This window comes from Actinoplanes subtropicus (assembly GCF_000721705.1).
Lineage (GTDB): Bacteria > Actinomycetota > Actinomycetes > Mycobacteriales > Micromonosporaceae > Actinoplanes > Actinoplanes subtropicus.
The window spans coordinates 300928-318700 of record NZ_JOJL01000004.1; the positions used below are offsets into that span (position 1 = coordinate 300928).

Annotated in this window: 14 protein-coding genes; 9 read left to right on the top strand and 5 right to left on the bottom strand. The window is 71.2% G+C overall.

The genetic code is table 11. The features are described from left to right. Positions 1–10 precede the first annotated feature (10 nt). Complete coding sequence (locus IH26_RS0107200; RefSeq protein ID WP_030435324.1) at positions 11–1546, top strand: GGDEF domain-containing protein; 1536 nt, start codon at positions 11–13, stop codon at positions 1544–1546. A 41-nt stretch (positions 1547–1587) separates the two neighbouring features. Further along, positions 1588–2289 carry a phosphatase PAP2 family protein gene (locus IH26_RS53235; protein ID WP_051807660.1) on the top strand — a complete coding sequence of 234 codons (702 nt, stop codon included), beginning with the start codon at positions 1588–1590 and terminating at the stop codon, positions 2287–2289. Here IH26_RS53235 and IH26_RS55600 read toward each other — a convergent pair. Then, complete coding sequence (locus tag IH26_RS55600) at positions 2216–3637, bottom strand: COG1470 family protein (RefSeq protein WP_030435326.1); 1422 nt, start codon at positions 3635–3637, stop codon at positions 2216–2218. The genes IH26_RS53235 and IH26_RS55600 overlap by 74 nt on opposite strands. Positions 3638–3670: 33 nt before the next feature. Continuing rightward, positions 3671–5149 (bottom strand): mannitol dehydrogenase family protein, encoded by a 1479-nt coding sequence (locus IH26_RS0107215; RefSeq protein ID WP_030435327.1) that lies wholly within the window; start codon positions 5147–5149, stop codon positions 3671–3673. A 247-nt stretch (positions 5150–5396) separates the two neighbouring features. Between IH26_RS0107215 and IH26_RS0107220 the strand changes: the two genes are divergently transcribed. From IH26_RS0107220 to IH26_RS53240, 3 genes are all read left to right on the top strand, one after another. Next, positions 5397–7466, top strand: a complete 2070-nt coding sequence (locus IH26_RS0107220) for a GmrSD restriction endonuclease domain-containing protein (RefSeq protein ID WP_051807663.1) — start codon at positions 5397–5399, stop codon at positions 7464–7466. Positions 7467–7657: 191 nt separating this feature from the next. Beyond that, positions 7658–8068 carry a WD40 repeat domain-containing protein gene (locus tag IH26_RS62695; RefSeq protein ID WP_281179709.1) on the top strand — a complete coding sequence of 137 codons (411 nt, stop codon included), beginning with the start codon at positions 7658–7660 and terminating at the stop codon, positions 8066–8068. Positions 8069–8826: 758 nt separating this feature from the next. Beyond that, positions 8827–9411 carry a rhomboid-like protein gene (locus IH26_RS53240; RefSeq protein ID WP_157437091.1) on the top strand — a complete coding sequence of 195 codons (585 nt, stop codon included), beginning with the start codon at positions 8827–8829 and terminating at the stop codon, positions 9409–9411. A 138-nt stretch (positions 9412–9549) separates the two neighbouring features. On the opposite strand, the gene IH26_RS0107235 is transcribed toward IH26_RS53240, so the two are convergent. Then, positions 9550–9966 carry a DUF6841 family protein gene (locus IH26_RS0107235; RefSeq protein WP_030435331.1) on the bottom strand — a complete coding sequence of 139 codons (417 nt, stop codon included), beginning with the start codon at positions 9964–9966 and terminating at the stop codon, positions 9550–9552. Between the two features lie 517 nt (positions 9967–10483). Then, positions 10484–11938, bottom strand: coding sequence for an XRE family transcriptional regulator (locus IH26_RS0107240; RefSeq protein WP_030435332.1), 1455 nt, complete (start codon positions 11936–11938; stop codon positions 10484–10486). A 129-nt stretch (positions 11939–12067) separates the two neighbouring features. On the opposite strand from IH26_RS0107240, the gene aceA reads away from it, so the two are divergent. Further along, positions 12068–13357: an isocitrate lyase gene (gene aceA / locus IH26_RS0107245; RefSeq protein ID WP_030435333.1), complete on the top strand. Its 1290-nt coding sequence runs from the start codon at positions 12068–12070 to the stop codon at positions 13355–13357. After that, a complete protein-coding gene (aceB, locus tag IH26_RS0107250) occupies positions 13358–14986 on the top strand; it encodes a malate synthase A (RefSeq protein WP_030435334.1) in 1629 nt (542 codons plus the stop codon). Between the two features lie 50 nt (positions 14987–15036). Here aceB and IH26_RS0107255 read toward each other — a convergent pair whose 3' ends face one another. Beyond that, positions 15037–15669 carry a DUF4386 domain-containing protein gene (locus IH26_RS0107255; RefSeq protein ID WP_084598691.1) on the bottom strand — a complete coding sequence of 211 codons (633 nt, stop codon included), beginning with the start codon at positions 15667–15669 and terminating at the stop codon, positions 15037–15039. A 131-nt stretch (positions 15670–15800) separates the two neighbouring features. Here IH26_RS0107255 and IH26_RS0107260 point away from each other — a divergent pair, with 131 nt between their 5' ends. Together IH26_RS0107260 and IH26_RS0107265 are read left to right on the top strand one after the other, a co-directional pair. Further along, positions 15801–17003, top strand: a complete 1203-nt coding sequence (locus IH26_RS0107260) for a sensor histidine kinase (RefSeq protein WP_051807667.1) — start codon at positions 15801–15803, stop codon at positions 17001–17003. Next, positions 16978–17670, top strand: a complete 693-nt coding sequence (locus IH26_RS0107265; protein WP_030435337.1) for a response regulator — start codon at positions 16978–16980, stop codon at positions 17668–17670. The genes IH26_RS0107260 and IH26_RS0107265 overlap by 26 nt, the downstream gene beginning before the upstream one ends. Positions 17671–17773: the final 103 nt, after the last annotated feature.

Consider the following 17773-nt stretch of genomic DNA (forward strand, 5'->3'; position numbering starts at 1 on the left):
GGAGGGGCCGATGAGCGACATCGCGCGACAGGTGGCACGGCTGCTCGAACGGGCGCAGAGCGGGCATGCCCGCGAGGCGCTGGCCGAGGCCGAGGCCGCGCTGGACGAGGGCGACCGGGCCGGCATGCACTTCGTCCGGGCCGTCGCCCTGGAAACCCTCGGCCAGGACCCGATCCCGGCGCTCGGCCTGATGGTCCGGGCCGCCGCGCGCGAGGGCAGCCCCGGCTGGCGCGCCTGCGCGCTGGCCTCGCGCGCCTCGCACATGCTGCGCACCGGCGGCGCCGACGACCCGGACGCGGTCCTGCACGACCTGGTCACCGCCGAGATCATCGCCGTCGAGGAGACCGAGCCGATCGCCGCCGTCAACGCCCGGGTCGCGGTCGCCATCGGCTACTTCGAGCTGCGCCTCTACGAGCTGGTCGGCCCGCAGTACGACATCACGTACGAGATGAGCCCGCCGGGCAGCGGCAACCGCGCGATGTGGCTGTACAACCAGGCCGAGGTGCACCTGTTCTGGGCGCTGGAGCTCTACCAGATCGGCGAGGTGGCCGCGGCCGAGTCGCACACCGCCGAGGCCGAGCGGTACGCGCTGCGCGCCGCCGAGGAGGCCGACGGCCCGGACGCCGAGGCCTGGCGCGAGCACGCCCTGCTCGCCGCCGCCTGCGCGAAGGCCGACCGGCACAACCCGTCCGGCGCCGCCGCCGAGATCGCCCACTGGCTCACCAGACTCGAGGAGCGCGGCGTCGGCTCGACCGCGCTCGCCTTCTCCCGCCCGTTCCACGGGGTCGCGCTCCGCCGGTCGGGCCGCTCCGACGAGGCCCTGCAGGTCATGGAGCGCGCGGTCGCCGCCCTGCCGCCGGACGCCGGCTGGCTGATCGAGGCGGCCACCCACCGTACCCGGGCCGTGCTGCTGGCCGCCCGCGGCTCGGCGGACGCGGCGGTCGGCCTGACCTACGGCGACACCCTCGCCCGCGAGCTGTGGCGGCAGCGGCTGCGCAACCTGCAGACGGTCGCCGCGATGAAGTCCCTGGAGCTGCTGCGCATCCAGCACGACCAGGCCGCCCGCGCCGCCAACCTGGACGCGCTCACCGGGGTGGCCAACCGCGGCGCCTTCGACCTCGCCGTCCGGAAGGCCCAGCAGCGCCCGGACGACCTGGTGACCGTTCTGCTGATCGACACCGACAAGTTCAAACAGATCAACGACACCGGCGGGCACGCGGCCGGCGACGCCGCGCTGCGGGACATCGCCACCGCGCTGGCCGGCCAGCTGCGCGACGCCGACCTGCTGGCCCGGGTCGGCGGCGACGAGTTCGCGGCGCTGCTGCCCGGCGTCGACGCGGCCGAGGCGATCGTGATCGCGCGCCGGATGGCCGAGGCGGTCCGGCACCTCCCGGACTGCCCGGCGACGGTGAGCATCGGCGTGGCCGCCGCGCACGCCGCCGACCTGCCCGAGGCGCTGCGCCGCGCCGACCAGGCCATGTACCGGGTGAAGCGGCGCGGCGGCGACGGCGTCGAGGAGTGCGCCGAGCGGATCCGCGCCGCGTAGCCGGGGTGTAGCCGCGGCCCGGATCGGGTAGAGCGCGACGCATGTCCGAGATCGCCTTCTACGCCAAGCGCATCCTGCCGTCGCTGGTAGCCCTGCAACTGGGCATGATCGGGCTCGGGCTGCTGATCACCAAGGTGCTGAGCGACGTCTGGCCGTTCACCGTGGAGGACGGCGTCAACCGCTACTTCGCCGCGCACCGCACCGGCCCGCTCGATGTGGTCACCGAGATCTTCAGCCTGGTCGGCAGCACCCCGGTGATCATCGGGGTGACCGCGATCGCCGCGTTCGTCCTGCTCCGCACGCTGCACAGCTGGCGCGAGCCGATCTTCCTGTGCGCCGTGGTGAGCGCCCAGGCGATCGTCTTCTTCTTCGCCACCCTGGTCATCGACCGGCAGCGCCCCCAGGTGCACCGCCTCGACGCCTCGCCGCCGACCTCGAGCTTCCCCTCCGGCCACACCTCGGCCGCGTTCGCCCTCTACGCCGGCCTGGCCCTCATCCTGGCCCGCCTGGTCCGGCAGACCTGGGCAAAGTGGCTCTGCTGGCTGCTCGTGCTGGTCCCGGTCTGCGTCGCGACCTCCCGCCTCTACCGCGGCATGCACCACCCGAGCGACGTCACCGCGTCGTTCCTCAACGGCGCCCTGTGCATCACGATCATGGCGGCCGCCATCCTCAGCCCAAGGGCGCAAACTGAATCTTCGTCAGGGCCACGGGTGTATTCGGAGCAGCGGCGACGGCCGGCTTGATCAGGATCTGGGAGATCCCGCCGTGCTGCGCCGCCACGTCGGCCGCCACGGTCAGCGTCGGCGCCGACGGGATCCGCTTCAGGTCCCGGAAGGTGACCTCCATGTCCAGCGTGTTCGGCGACTGCGGCGTGACCTGCACGGCGCCGGCCGGCTTGTCCGCCAGGAAGGCGATCAGCAGCGGCACGTTGTGACACTTGGCCGGGTCGTCCGGCAGGCTCGAGGTGAGGAACTTCTGCCCGGTCGCCGGGTCGGCGACCTCCGCGGCGCTGGTCGCGCTCGCGCAGCCGGCCACCGCGATCGTGCCCGGGTCGGCGCTCACCAGGAAGCCGGAATTCCGGAACGCGTCGCTCGGCACGACCCCCGGGTTCTGCGTGGTCAGGTCCACGATCTGCGCGCCGCCGCCGTTGTTCGCCGGCGGGGCCGAGCTGACCGGCGGCGCCGAGGAGGGCGGGGCCGCCGCCGACGACTGGGCCGGCGGCGCGGAGCTGGGCGCCGCCGACTGCACCGGCGGCGCAGCGCTGGCCTGCTGCGTCGGCGCGGCCGTGGTCGGAGCCACGGTCGCCGCCTGGGTGGCGGCCGCGTTGGTGGCCTTCTCGGTGGTCTTCTTGATCAGCGCCGGCACCGCGATCGCCGCGGCCAGCACCACCACGCCGGCCGCTATCCCGGCGAACTTCGCGAACTTGGTGGCCAGCCGGGGCTGCTGCACGAACGACGCCGTGCTGGTCACCGGCACCGCGCCCATCATCTCCGGGCTGGCCGCGATGGTGAGCTGCCGCTGCTTCTCCTTGTTCCACGGGATCGGCGCCGAGACCGACAACAGCGCCCGGCCCGCGGCGCTCGGCGGCAGGTCCAGATAGGGCGGTTGGAAGACGGCGCTGACCCGCCGCTCCGGGTCGGTCGCGGTCAGGTAGAGCCGCACCGGGGCGTTCCCGCCGTTCGCCACCTCGATCGTGAACTGCCCGGTCCGCCCGCCGTTGACCACCTCGGGCGTGGTGCGCAGCGTGATCTGCTCGACGCTGGCCAGCTGGATCGGCACCTCGACGCAGCGCGACACGTCATGCCGGTACGGCGAGCGCACGAGCGCGCCGACCACATAGGTGCCGGCCGGCGGCGGGGGCTGCACCGGCAGCGTCACCCGCACGGTCAGCGTCGCGCTCTCCGCCGGGCGCAGCTTGGCCACCTCGGGCTCGGCCCGCACGGTGGCGCCGTCGGGCAGGCCGACCATCTCCACGCCGTAGTGCTCCACGATGTCGCTCGCGTTGCGCACGGTGACATCGAACTGGAGGTTGTCGCCGGGGGAGGCCTCGGCCCGTTCCGGCGCGACGTTGACACGCAGCGGCAGAGTCACCCGCTCATGCTGTCATCCCGGCACAACCTGCGACTATAAGCTTCCCGACACGAGATCTTCGAGGGTCGCCCGCGCTCCCTTGTGGTGCAGGCTGGACAACACGGAGGTGTACGCCGAGACGAAGCGCTCGTGGTCCGCGAGATCGCCGAAGACGTCCCGGTCCTCGATGAACGCCGTCGGGTGCTCCCGCTGCCGGGCCGCCGACGCCATCAGCCGGTCCCTGAGCTGGTCGACGATCTCGATCGGTTGACCCTGTTCGTCGACGCCCTCGTCGTACCGGGCCCAGGAGGCCACGATCGCGGTGGACAGCAGGATGTCGCCGCCGGTCTCCAGGTTCCGCCGGATCACCGGCAGCAGCCACTTCGGGATCCGGTCCGAGCTCTCCGCGCACAGCCGGGCCACGGTGTCGCGTACCTGGGCATTGGAGAACCGCTCGATCAGCTGGTGCCGATACTCGCGCAGGTCGACCCCGGGGACCTCGGCCAGCGTCGGGGTGGCTTCCCGTTCCATGTACGCGAGAAGGAAGCGGGCGAACAGCGGATCCTGCGCGGCGTCGTGCACCAGGCGGTAGCCGGCCAGCCAGGCGAAGTAGCACAGCCCCTGGTGGCTGGCGTTCAACAGACGCAACTTCATCAGCTCGTACCGGATGACGTCCGGCACCACCTGCACGCCCACGTCCTCGAACGGCGGCCGCCCCGCCCCGAAGCTGTCCTCGAGCGCCCACTGGGTGAACGGCTCGCACACCACCGGCCAGCCGTCGTCGACACCGAACCGCTCGCGCACCTGCGCCCGATCGTCGTCGGTGGTCACCGGCGTGATCCGGTCGACCATGCTGTTCGGGAAACGCACCTCGCCGGCCACGAAGGACGCCAGGCCCGGGTCGCGCAGCCGGGCGTACGCCACAAAGCTCTTTCTCGCGGCCTCGCCGTTGCCCTGGATGTTGTCGCAGCTCATGATGGTGAACGGCGGAAGGCCGCGGGCACGCCGCCGCGCCAGGGCGGCGGTGATCAGCCCAAAGGTGGTCCGAGGTCGGGCACCCGGCCGCAGGTCGTGCTGAACGTCCGGGTTGTCGGCCATGAACTCCCCGGTGACGGCGTTGAAGTTGTAGCCACCCTCGGTGACGGTCAGCGACACGATCCGGATCTCCGGCGAGGCCATCTTCTCGATCACGGCGTCGGGGTCGTCCGGCGCGTAGAGATACTCGACGATCGACCCGATCACCCGCGCCTCGAGCCCGCCGTCCGGCGCCTTGACGACCAGCGTGTAGAGCCCGTCCTGCGCCCGCAGCACGTCCCGCATCCGCTGGTCGGCGGGCATCACCCCGACCCCGCAGATGGCCCAGTCGTGGGCCTTGCCCTCGGTCATCAGCCGGTCCAGGTACATGGCTTCGTGGGCGCGATGGAAACCACCCACCCCGAAGTGCACGATCCCGGCCGTCAGCCGCGACCGGTCATAGGACGGAACGGTGAGATCCTTCAGGTCGGACAGGGTGGCGTTGCTGAGGGGCAGCATCTTCGGTGACCTCCCGGCGGTGAATCGGGGTTACCCTCAGCATCCCACCGGAGCCGCTAGGTCACCGGCGCCCGAACCCGGCGATCTTGTGACCGGTCCCGGGCACGCTCGTGATGGCAGGGGACTTACCCGGAACGCCCACCCCGTTCGGACGATGGCGGTCGCACGGGACGATTGGGCAGGATCGGTGCCCGCGGCGCTACCCAGCGCCGACGCGGAAGCCGGGCGGGTCGAAGGGGTCGGGTCTTTGAAGGCGAACGAGACCACCGTCCGTAACCTTCTGCAAGGAGAAAAGCAGTACGTGGTGCCGCTTTACCAGCGGCGCTACAGCTGGAAACGCCGAGACCTCGCCCAGCTGTGGGCGGACTTGATGCGGGTCGCCGCCGTCGGCGACACGGTCACGCACTTCCTCGGGTCGGTCGTGCTGGCGCCGAGCCCGACCAACACGCCGGCCGGCGTGCAGAGCTGGCTTGTCGTGGACGGTCAGCAACGATTGACTACCTTGAGCATCCTGCTCTGCGCTGTGCGCGACCACGTTCGCGACGTCGATCCCCAGCTCGCCGCGAAGATCGATGACATGTACCTGCTCAACAAGTACGCCACCGGAATGGAGCGGTACACGCTGCTGCCCACCAAGGCCGACCGGGCGGCGTGGCTGGCGTTGGTCGAGCGCGACCCGGACGCCGGCGGCGAGGACCGCATCGGCGAGGCCTACCGTTTCTTCCGCTCGGCGTTGATCCAGGCCGACGACCCCGACGACGACTACGACGTGGTGCGGATCGAACAGGCCGTGGCCGCCCGGCTCAGCCTCGTGGAGATCGCGGCTCACCCCGAGGACAATGTCCACCGCATCTTCGAGTCCCTGAACTACACCGGTCAGCCACTGACCCAGGCCGACCTTCTGCGCAACTACCTGTTCATGCGCCTACCGCACCGTGGCGATCACGTCTATGAGTGGCAGTGGCTCCCTCTGCAGGAACTGCTCACCGACCGCCAGCTGGAGGAGCTCGTCTGGCTGGACCTGGTGCTCCGCGGCGACGACCGGGCCACCCAGGAGGCGATCTACCAAGCCCAGCAGCAGCGTCTCAAGCAGCTCCCGGACGAAGCCGCCATCGAGCAGTGGATCATCGAGCTGCATCAGAAGGCCCGGCTGTTCCGCATGATCCTGTCTCCCGGGCACATCCAGGACGTCACGCTGCGCCGTGCCCTCGACCGGCTGGATCGATGGGGCGCCGCCGTTGTGCATCCCATCGCGTTGCACGTCCTCCTGGCGCATGAGGCCGGACGGCTCAACTCCGCCGAGGCGGCCGGCGCGCTCCGGGTCGTCGAGAGCTACCTGGTCCGCCGCATGCTCGCCGGCATCTCGAGCGCGAACAACAACCGGCTTCTGATGACCTTGGTCAAGGACCTCGGCGACCAGACTCCGTCCGCCAAGGCCATCACCCGCATCCTGTCCGGCCCGCGTAAGCGGTTCCCCACCGACCAGCTCGTACGCGATGCGGTGCTGGTCAACAGCTTCTACTGGCTGGGGCGCGGCCCGCAGCGAAGCTTTGTGCTGCGGTGCATCGAGGAGGACTACCGCCACGAAGAGCCGGTGGACTTCGACCACGCCAAGCTCACCATCGAACACGTCCTCCCGCAGTCTCCCACCGAAGAATGGTGGGAGATGCTCCGCGGCGACCTGGACGAGGGCGAAACGGTGGAGGAGCTGCACAGCTCGCTGGTGCACACGCTGGGGAACCTCAGCCTCACGGCCTACAACGCCAAACTGGCCAATGACGGTTTCGAGGCGAAGAAGAAGATCCTCGGGGACAGCGGCCTGGCCATGAACCGCGAGATCGCCCGGGCTCCGCGCTGGGCCAAAGTCGAGATCATGTCCCGTGGCCGCGCCCTGGCGGATCGCATCACCAGAATTTGGCCCGGCCCCGACGAATCCGCCAGCGTCCCACCGCCCAGCCCGCGCTGGTCGCTGATGAACCAGGCCCTGACGTGCATCCCGGCCGGCCGGTGGACCAGCTATTCCGACATCGCCGAGGTGATCGGCGTCTTCCATCGCAGTGTCGCCGGCCGCCTCGCGAGCGTGCAGGTACCCAACGGCCATCGCGTCCTCAAGATCGACGGCACCGTCTCGGCGGACTTTCGCTGGCCCGACCCGACCCGGCAGGACGATCCCCGCCTCGTCCTCGAAGCCGAAGGCGTCCGCTTCGACGAGTGGGGCAGAGCCGCGGCCGACCAGCGGATGACCGCCAGCGACCTGGCACGGGAGTTGGGCCTGGACGCCAACGGAGACGACGGCGACAACACCGAACCGGTCTGACGGGCCGGTCGAAGCGTGGAAACGCCGTCGACCAGCACTCGTAATTCGAACCGAGCAAGTATCGGCACGACGGGCCCATTCACGATGTCTGTTTCCTCGCGGGCGCCGGCGAGCGGACGATCGCCACGGCGGGCAGCGATCGCAAAATCCTGCTCTGGAACCTCGACGCGATCTCCCGGGAAGCCCGCGCGCTGACCGGGCACTCCGGCGCCGCGCGCTGTCTGCACGCTTTCTCCCTCGACGGCGTGAGCCTGCTGGCCAGCGGCGGACAGGACAAGACCATCCGGCTCTGGGACGTGGAATCGAGGGCAACCTTCGCCACGCTCTCCGGTCACGAAGGACCGGTGCGTGCCTTGTGCAGTTTCCCGGTCGGCGATGACCGGGTCGTCGTATCCGGGAGCGAGGACGCGACCATTCGCGTGTGGGGAGAGCAGCAGTCCGCTATGTCGGCGCACACCGGAGCAGTCACCGCCCTTTGTCCGTTCCCGCTTGGCGACACCTTGGCGCCGGCGAGCGCGAGCTCGGATCGTCCGCATCTGGGATCTGAACCGGAAAGCGCTCCTGGCGACGATCCCCGTCCACCATCACGCGCATTGCTGTGAATTCATCGACGGCGCCCTGATCGTCGGCCTGTCGCATGGCCTCATCGCGATCGACCAACTCAATCTGCCCGGCTGAACCCAAGCCGCGTCCGAGCGAGGTCTCGGACCCTCGCCGGTGTGCTCGGCCACGATCGGGTCGTAGTCACGACGCCACCCCTTTGCGGCGCCTTCGACGAAAGCCAGGACCGGGACACACTCTTCTTCTGACCGCCCTGGTCACGCCGGTGCCCTCTGGTCACGCCGGTGCCCTCTGGTCACGCCGGTGCCCTCTGGTCACGCCGGTGCCCTCTGGTCACGCCGGTGTCCCCTGGTCACGCCGTGGTTCCCGGATTACGCTGCCGTCCAGGGTCACGCCTCCGGCGCCCCGCACCTCTGCCCACCGCGCCGGCCTCCGGCCCGCCGCGCCGGTCCGAGTCCGCCGTGCCGGCCTCCGGCCCGCCGCGCCGGTCCGAGTCCGCCGTGCCGGTCCGAGTCCGCCGTGCCGGTCCGAGCCCGCCGACGAGAACACCGACGCCCCACCCGACGACGAGACCCGCCGCACCGTGCCCGGCCGAGACGTGCCCGGCGCCGCCGCCGACAGCCCGGCCGCCCAAGGCAGCCCCGTCGGCCCACCCGATTGACTTTCCCTTTGCGGCGCCTTTGACGAACGGGCGCGGCCGAGACACACTCGGACGATCGACGGAATCAACGTGGTCCGGCGGCGCGCGCTGCCGTCCGGGCTCGCAACCGGGCTGTGGTTCGGCGGCACACTCCTTGCCGTGTCCGGGGTCGACCTGACCCTTCCGGCCGGCACGCGAGCGGCATTGCGGGCCTGGGCCAGCACCAACCTCGACAACCTGCAGCACCACCCGATGCTCGCGATGGCGGCCTCGCCGTTCCTGCCCGACGGGTACGCCTGGTTGTGGATCGCGTTGTCGCTGATCGGGCTCGGCGCGGCCGGCCGGGTGCTCGGCACCGGCCGCACCGCGATACTCGCCCTGGCGACCCATGTGCTGGCAACGCTGGCGAGCGAGGGGCTCCTGGCGGCCCGGATCGCGGCCGGCGCCGTGACCCCGCAGGCCCGCCACGTCGTCGACGTCGGCCCGTCGTACATCGTGGTCGGCGCGCTGGTCGCGGCCATCGCCTACGGCACCTGGCCCGGCCGGCTGGTCAGCGCCGCCGGGTTCGCGGTGATCGCGCCCTATCTGTTCTCCGGGCTGAACGATTGGGGCGTCGCCGAGACGGGTCACGTCTGCTCCGTCGTCTCCGGGCTGGCGCTGGGTTTCGTGCTGCGCAGGAACCGCCGCCGGGCCGCGCCGGACTCCTCCACCCGAACCAGAACGCTATCGACTCGGCGTAACTGAGCCGGTCGGCGTCACACCGGCACGCCGCACGGTCGTGTTCAGTGAGCGCGCATCGTGTCCAGTGAGCGCGCATCGTGTCCAGTGAGCGCGCATCGTGTCCAGTGAGCGCGCATCGTGTCCAGCGAGCGCGATGCCGCGTCATGCCAGGGGAGCCCCGGCCTCCGGCGACTGCACCGCAAGCACGGAGATGCGCCGCCCCACCGGCCCGTCGGTCACCAGATAGCAGACGGTCACCCGGTGAAACTCGGTGCCGTCCGGCCGCTGCCACGAGAAACTCCCGCGAACGAGCGCCGATACCGCATTCAGCCCGGTCACCTCGACCCCAAGCACTTCGCTACGGTCGAACCCGGCCCGCCGCATCGCCTCGACCTGCGGCCGCACACCGGCGACAACCTGCTCCCCGCCCGCCAGCGAGTGCACACCACCGTCGGTCGTGATCAGGAGCGGCACCCCGTAGTACTCCAGCAGCGACTCCGTCTCACGTTCGCCCCGCCCACAGGCCGCGTATGCCGCGAGATACTCGCGGAACCACCCCTCGACGTCCCTCTCGTCCACAGACGACGACCCTACTACCGCCCCGCCCCGCCCCGTCCCGTGCCGCCCGGCCGCGTTCCGCTGGCCCCCCGTTCCGCCCGGCCCCGCGCCGTGCCGCGCGGTTCCGATCCGCCCCGCGCCAGCCGCGCCGGGCGGCCCCTTTGCGCTCGGCCGCCGCCGCGGCGGGCGGCCCTGTTCCGCCCCGTCCCGCGCCAGCCGCGCCCGGCGGCCCCTTTTCGCTTGGCCGCCGCTGCGGCGGGCGGCCCTGTTCCGCCCCGTCCCGCGCCGCCCGGTCTGCCCCGTCCCGCGCCGCCCGGTCTGCCCCGTCCCGCGCCGCCCGGTCCGCCCCGTCCCGGGCCGCCCGGTCCGCGCCGTCCCGCGCCGCGCCGTCCCGCGCCGCGCCGCGCTGTCCCGCGCCGCGCCGCGCTGTCCCGCGCCGTGCTGTCCCGTGTCGCGCTGTCCCGCGCCGAGTCGTCCGCGTCGCCCGGCCCCGGTTGCGCCCCGCGCCTCGCCGCCCGGGCCGTGCCGCCCGGCTGGCTCAGCTGTTGGCCCGTCGCTCCAGGAACTCGTACACGTCCTGGGCGTCGACGCCGGGGAAGGTCCCCGGCGGGAGCGCGGCCAGCAGATGCGAGTGCACCCGCGCGCTCGGCCACGCGTTCCCCGCCCACCGCCGCACCAGATCCGCGGGCGGCCGCCGGCAGCAGTCCGGGTCCGGGCAGCGCGACACCGTCCGCCGCGTCGTGTCGCCCCCGCGGAACCAGCGCGCGTGCTCATACGGCGTCCCGACGGTCACCGAGAACTCGCCCGACCGCGTCGACTCGATGTGAACGGTGCACCAGTAGGTCCCCGCCGACGTGTCGGTGAACTGGTAGAACGACGAATACGGGTCCTCCGACTGGAAGATGGTCCGCGACGCCCACTTGCGGCAGATGGGCTGCCCCTCGATCGCCCCGGTCACGTCCGCCGGGAAGCGCACCCCGTCGTTCTCGTACGCCTTGTAGACGATCCCGTTCTCGTGCACCCGGGTGAAGTGCACCGGGATCCCGAAGTGGTGGGTCGCCAGGTTGGTGAACCGGTGCGCCGCCGTCTCGTAGGAAACGCCGAACGCGTCCCGGAAGTCATCGATCGCCAGCGCCCGGTCGGCCTTCGCCTCGCGCAGGAACTCGACCGCGAACTTCTCCGGCATCAGCAGCGCTGCCGCGAAGTAGTTGGCCTCGACCCGCTGCCGCAGGAAGTCCCCGTAGTCGGCCGGGTCGTTGTGCCCGAGCACGAAGTGCCCGAGCGTCTGCAGCACGACGGCCCGCGGGTCGTGTCCCTTGCCGCTGGCCACCTGCGGCAGGTAGATCAGCCGGTTCTTCAGGTCGGTCACCGAGCGGGTCGAGCCGGGCAGGTCGCTCACGTAGTGCAGCGAGAACCCGAGCGACGCCGCGATGTCGAGGATGCCCCGCTGCGACAGCGGCCCGGTCGTGTACCGCACGGACTGCAGCACCTTCGCAGCCGCCGCCTCGATCTCGGCGAAGTAGTTGTTCCGCTCGCGCATGTTGACCCGCAGCTGCGCGTTCGCCTTCCGCGCCACCTCGGGGGTCGCGCTCTGCTCGGCGAGCACCCGGGACAGCTCCCGGTGCAGGCCCACGAGCGCTTCGAGCGCGTCCGCCGGCAGCCTGCGGCCGCCCCGGACCACGGGCAGACCCAGCGCCGCGTACGCCGTCTCCTGCTGCGCATGGGCCAACTCGATCTCGAGTCCGGCCCGTCGGCTCGGCGCCTCCGGTCGCAACAGGTCCTGCAACGAGACCCCCAGGGCCGCCGCGACGGCCTGCAGGACCGAGAGCTTGGGCTCGCGCTTGCCGTTCTCGATGACGGAGAGCTGCGACGGCGCCCGCCCGACGGCCTCGCTCAGCTGTTCCAGGGTCATGCCCTTGGATTTGCGCAGGTGCCGGAGGCGCTGGCCGAGGGTCACCAGGTCAACGGTGCCGTCGGAAAGTGAAGCGGTCACGGGTTTCACGATATCAGAAATTCTGCGTTTCTTCTGTTCACAAACGCCTCCCAGACCCCTTGCGCGATGAGCGACAGTCGAATTCTTCCGCCGAGAAGCAACGCGACAGGGTAGGAAAGGGATATTTCGATGACTGATCAGCTGACCGAAACCAGGGGCGGTACCGCTGCGGACCTCACTTTGGCGTGGGCCGGCGATCCCCGGTGGCTCGGCATCAAGCGCAGCTACACCGCGCAGGACGTCGTCAAGCTCCGTGGCACCGTCCAGGAGCGGCACACGCTCGCCGAGCGGGGCGCACAGCGGCTGTGGGAGCTGCTGAACAGCGAGGACTACATCAACGCGCTCGGCGCGTTGACCGGTGGCCAGGCGGTCCAGCAGGTGCGGGCGGGTCTCAAGGCCATCTACCTGTCCGGCTGGCAGGTCGCCGCCGACGCCAACCTCTCCGGGAACACCTACCCGGACCAGTCCCTCTACCCGGCCAACTCGGTGCCGGCTGTGGTCCGCCGGATCAACAACGCGCTGATGCGCGCCGACCAGATCGACACCGCGGCCGGCCGTTACGACCGCGACTGGTTCGCCCCGATCGTCGCCGACGCGGAGGCCGGGTTCGGTGGCCCGCTCAACGCGTTCGAGCTGATGAAGGCCATGATCGCGGCCGGCGCTGCGGGCGTGCACTGGGAAGACCAGCTGGCCAGCGAGAAGAAGTGCGGCCACCTCGGCGGCAAGGTGCTCATCCCGACCGGCCAGCACATCCGGACGCTGAACGCGGCCCGGCTCGCGGCCGACGTGCTCGGCGTGCCCAGCCTGGTCATCGCCCGGACCGACGCGCTCGCAGCCGACCTGCTCACCACCGACGTGGACGAGCGGGACAAGCCGTTCATCACCGGCGAGCGCACCGCCGAGGGCTTCTTCCGGGTCAAGAGCGGCCCGGCGCCAGCGATCGCCCGTGGCGTCGCCTACGCCGACTACGCCGACCTGCTCTGGGTCGAGACCGGCAAGCCCGACCTCGAGTTCGCCCGCGACTTCGCCGAGGCCGTGCACAAGCAGCACCCCGGCAAGATGCTGGCGTACAACTGCTCGCCGTCGTTCAACTGGAAGAAGAACCTGGACGACGCCGACATCGCCCGCTTCCAGAAGGAGCTGGGCGCGATGGGGTACAAGTTCCAGTTCGTCACGCTGGCCGGCTTCCACGCGCTCAACCACTCGATGTTCGAGCTGGCCCGGGGCTACGCCGAGACCGGCATGACCGCCTACGTGAAGCTGCAGGAGGCGGAGTTCGCGGCGGAGGCGGACGGCTACACCGCGACCAAGCACCAGGCCGAGGTCGGCACCGGCTACTTCGACGCCGTGTCGACGGCCCTCAACCCGGACAGCTCGACCACCGCCCTCAAGGGCTCGACGGAGACGGAGCAGTTCTAAATGGGCAACGAAGAGGTCACCATCACCGGTACGACCGAAGGCCGGTACGGCGAGATCCTGACCCCCGAGGCCGTCGCATTCGTCGTGGCGCTGGACCGCGAGTTCGGCGCCCGGCGGGTGCAGCTCCTGGAGCGCCGCCGGCGCCGCCGGGCGACTCGCACCGAGGAGCTGGACTTCCTTCCGTCCACCGCTGCCATCCGCGACGACGCGTCCTGGTCGGTGGCGCCGCCGGCGCAGGACCTGCTCGACCGCCGTGTGGAGATCACCGGCCCGCCGGAGCGCAAGATGACCATCAACGCGCTCAACTCCGGCGCGAAGGTCTGGATGGCCGACTTCGAGGACGCCACGGCCCCCACCTGGGAGAACGTGGTCCTCGGCCAGCTCAACCTGCGCGACGCGCTGGACGGCACGCTCGACTTCACCGCGCCCGACGGCAAGGAATACAAGGTCAACGGCTGGACCCCGACGATCATGGTGCGCCCGCGGGGCTGGCACCTGCCGGAGTGCCACCTGCGGATCGGCGGCCGGGCGGTGTCGGCGGCGCTGTTCGACTTCGGGCTGTACATGTTCCACTGCGCGCAGCGCCAGATCGACCACGGCAGCGGACCCTACTTCTACCTCCCGAAGCTGGAGTCGCACCTGGAGGCGCGCCTCTGGAACGACGTCTTCATCTTCGCCCAGGAGCAGCTCGGAATCCCGCGCGGCACCATCCGCGCCACGGTACTGATCGAGACGATCACCGCGGCGTTCGAGATGGACGAGATCCTGTACGAGCTGCGCGAGCACTCGGCCGGCCTGAACGCGGGCCGCTGGGACTACCTGTTCAGCATGATCAAGAACCGGCCGGACGCGGTGCTGCCCGAGCGGTCCCAGGTCACGATGACGGCGCCGTTCATGCGGGCGTACACGGAGCTGCTTGTGCGCACCTGCCACCGGCGCGGCGCCCACGCGATCGGCGGTATGGCCGCCGTCGTGCCCAGCCGGGACCCGGTCGCCGCGAAGCGCGCCCTCAACCAGGTGCGTCAGGACAAGCGCCGCGAGGTCGGCGACGGCTTCGACGGCTCCTGGGTGGCGCACCCGGGCCTGGTGGCGACCTGCCGCGACGTCTTCGACCAGTGGCTGGGCGACGAGCCGCACCAGATCGTGCGCAAGCGCGACGACGTGCGGGTCACTGCCGAGGACCTCCTCGACCTGAAGGTGGTCGGCGTCCAGGTCACCGAGGTCGCGCTGCGCAACAACGTCAGTGTCGCGCTCCGGTACATCGCCGCTTGGCTGGGCGGAAGCGGCGCTGTCGCCCTCAACGGGCTCATGGAGGACGCGGCCACCGCCGAGATCTGCCGGGCGCAGCTCTGGCAGTGGATCCACGCGAGCACCCCCACCGACTACGGCGTCCCGGTCTCGGCCGCCCTGGTCACCCGGATGCTTCGCGAAGAACTGGACGTGCTCAGCGAGACCGGCGCCCTCGACGAGGACGCGGCCCGCCGGTTCGGCCAGGCCCGCACCCTGCTGACGGTGCTTCTGACCGAGCGCACCTGCCCCGAGTTCCTGACCCTGCCGGCCTACCTGCGGCACATGTCCGGCGGCTCGGCGGCTCCCGCAACGACCGAGCAGGCTCCTGTCGCGGCCTGACCGGACGAAAGGAACGGCGCGGTCCCGGCACTGGGCCGCGCCGTTTCGCTTCATCGGCGGTATCCCTTCACGATCAACCAGCCCGCGAAGACCATCTCCTGAACCCCGATCGGCACCGCGCACACGGCCTGCACGGCGCCCGGCCGCGGTCCGTACAGCTCGAGCACGCCCCGCAGCAGCAGAAGACAACCGCCGGCCAGGCCCCACCAGGCCAGCCAGCGCGGCACCCGGCCGCCGCGCAGCAGCAAGGCGTTCAGCACGATCGCGCTCGCGGCGAAGACCAGCACCGTGCCGAGGTGATAGGCCCACTCCCGGGTTTGCAACACCGCGGCGCCGAGCGTGGCCGGGCCGCCGGAGCCGATCAGCGACGTCATGACCAGCGCGCTCGTTGCGCCTGTCAGAACCAGAAGACCTTCGATCGTACGGATCGCCGTATAAAGCACGGCCCAGCCCTCGCCCGCGTCTCGCAGCGTGGGGAGCAGCAAGGCCGCGATGGCGACGACGGCGAGCGCCAGGGCCACCTCCAGCAGGGCGCCGGTGACGAGCTGGGCGTGCGACCCGCCCGTAGTAAGGAAGCCTCGCCGCCGCATGGGCAGCAGCAACGAGCCACCGGCGACGGCCGTGGCCGACGCCGCGATGAACAGCACACCCACCAGGCGTGCGGATGTCTTCGAAGCAGGCATGCCACGAGATTCCTCGCCCGGCGGGCCGCCGGCATCGGCCGGATTGCGGCGCTGTTCCTCCTTCTCCCGACCGGCAAAGTCGTAGTTCTTTCGGCCGATGTGTCTTTCCCGCCGCTGCCTAGGCTGTTGGCGTGTTCCGAGACGAGCTGCGCACGCTATGGACCGAGCCGAGGGCGCCCGAGGCGCCGGCCCGGGTCCTCGGCGACTGGCTGCTGCTCGGGGCCGGCCTTGTCGCGACGGCGCTGGAGGCCTCGCTCCGGGCGCAGGTCACCTGGCGCCCGGTCTCCACTGTCCTCACTGCCGGCCTGTGCCTGCTGGTGCTGTGGCGCCGCAGCCACCCGCTGGCGATGGTCGTTCTCGCCTTCGGCGGCGGGATTCTGCTGACCCTGATCGACGTGCTGACCGGGCACACGCCGCCGATCGGCCTGCGCTCCGGCATCGTCGTCCTCGTCCTGTTCTATGCCCTGACCAGATGGGGCTCCGGTCGCGAGATCGTGCTCGGCTCGGCGGTCGTGCTGGCCTCGTTCACGTTCTCCTCGTTCGACCAGGGCGGCCCGGCGGGCGACATCCTCAGCGGCCTGTCGCTTCTGATGTTCCCGGCGGCGCTCGGCGGGTTCGTGCGCCTCCGCACCATGTCCCGCCGCCGCGAGCTGGAGCAGATGCGCGCTCGCGAGCGGGAAAGCATCGCCCGCGAGTTGCACGACACCGTCGCCCACCACGTCTCCGCCATCGTCGTGCGCGCTCAGGCCGGCCGGGTGCTCGCCGACCTCGACCCGTCGACCGCCGCCGAGACTCTGGCCGGCGTCGAGGAGGAGGGCGCCCGCACCCTCGAGGCGATGCGTGCCATGGTCAAGGCCCTGCGCGCCGCCGACCCGGATGTGGGGCTGACCCCACTGCCCGGCGCGGCCGACCTGAGACGCCTGGCCGGCGACCGCCCCGGCGGCATCCCGATCGACCTGCGGGTCGACGGCCCGGCCGCAACGCTGCCATCGGCCGTGGACACCGCCGTCTACCGCATAGTGCAGGAGTCCGTGACGAACGCGACCCGCCACGCGACCGGCGCCACCACGATCGAGGCCAGGGTGACCATCGAACCCGGCCAGGTCCGGATCGCCGTCCGGGACGACGGCGCCGTCACGGCCCACGGTCAACCCCGCGACGGCTACGGCCTGACCGGTCTGCGCGAGCGCGCGGCCATGCTGGGCGGAGTCCTGCGTGCCGGCCCGCACCCCGGTGGCGGCTGGCAGGTCGTGGCCGCACTCCCGCTGACGGGCGACCACGAAGCATCGATCGAGAGGAGCACGGGCGATGTCCATCCGCGTGCTCATCGCTGACGACCAGCAGGTCATCCGGGACGGACTTCGGGTGATGCTGCGCACGGCGCCCGAGATCGAGGTGGTCGCGGAGGCGGCGGACGGGCGGGAGGCGGTGCGGCTGGCGCGGGAGCTGCGGCCGGATGTGTGCCTGCTCGACATCCGGATGCCGGAGATGGATGGCCTCGAGGCGACCCGCGAGCTTGCCGGTCGCCGGGCGGCCGACCCGATGGCGGTCATTGTGATCACCACGTTCGATCTGGACGAGTATGTCCATCGGGCGCTGCGCGACGGCGCCCGCGGGTTCCTGCTCAAGGATGCCGGGCCCGAACTGCTCGTCCAAGCGGTTCGGGCGGCCGCCGACGGCGGGGCACTCATCGCTCCGACCGTGACGGCGCGGTTGCTGGAGACGTTCGCGAGCATGGCGACCGCCCGTCGCGCCATCCAACCCCTTGAACCGCTCACGCCGCGAGAGGAGGACGTGCTTCTGGCGGTCACCCGTGGCCGCACCAACGCCGAGATCGCCGACGACCTGCGGATCAGCCTCAGCACCACGAAGACCCACCTGGCGCGCCTGATGGCCAAGCTCAACGCCCGTAACCGCGTCGAGCTGGCCATGTGGACCTACGAAACCCACCGGATCACCCCGAGCACCCAACCCGAGGCAGCCGCCGGTCGACCGCCCTAGCGCTGCTCGGGCGGGCGACGCCAACTGTCAGGAGCTCCGAGGGGCAGGCCGTCCCGATGACCCGCGGTCATAGGTTTTGGCTATGACCGCGCGTGGGAGGTAA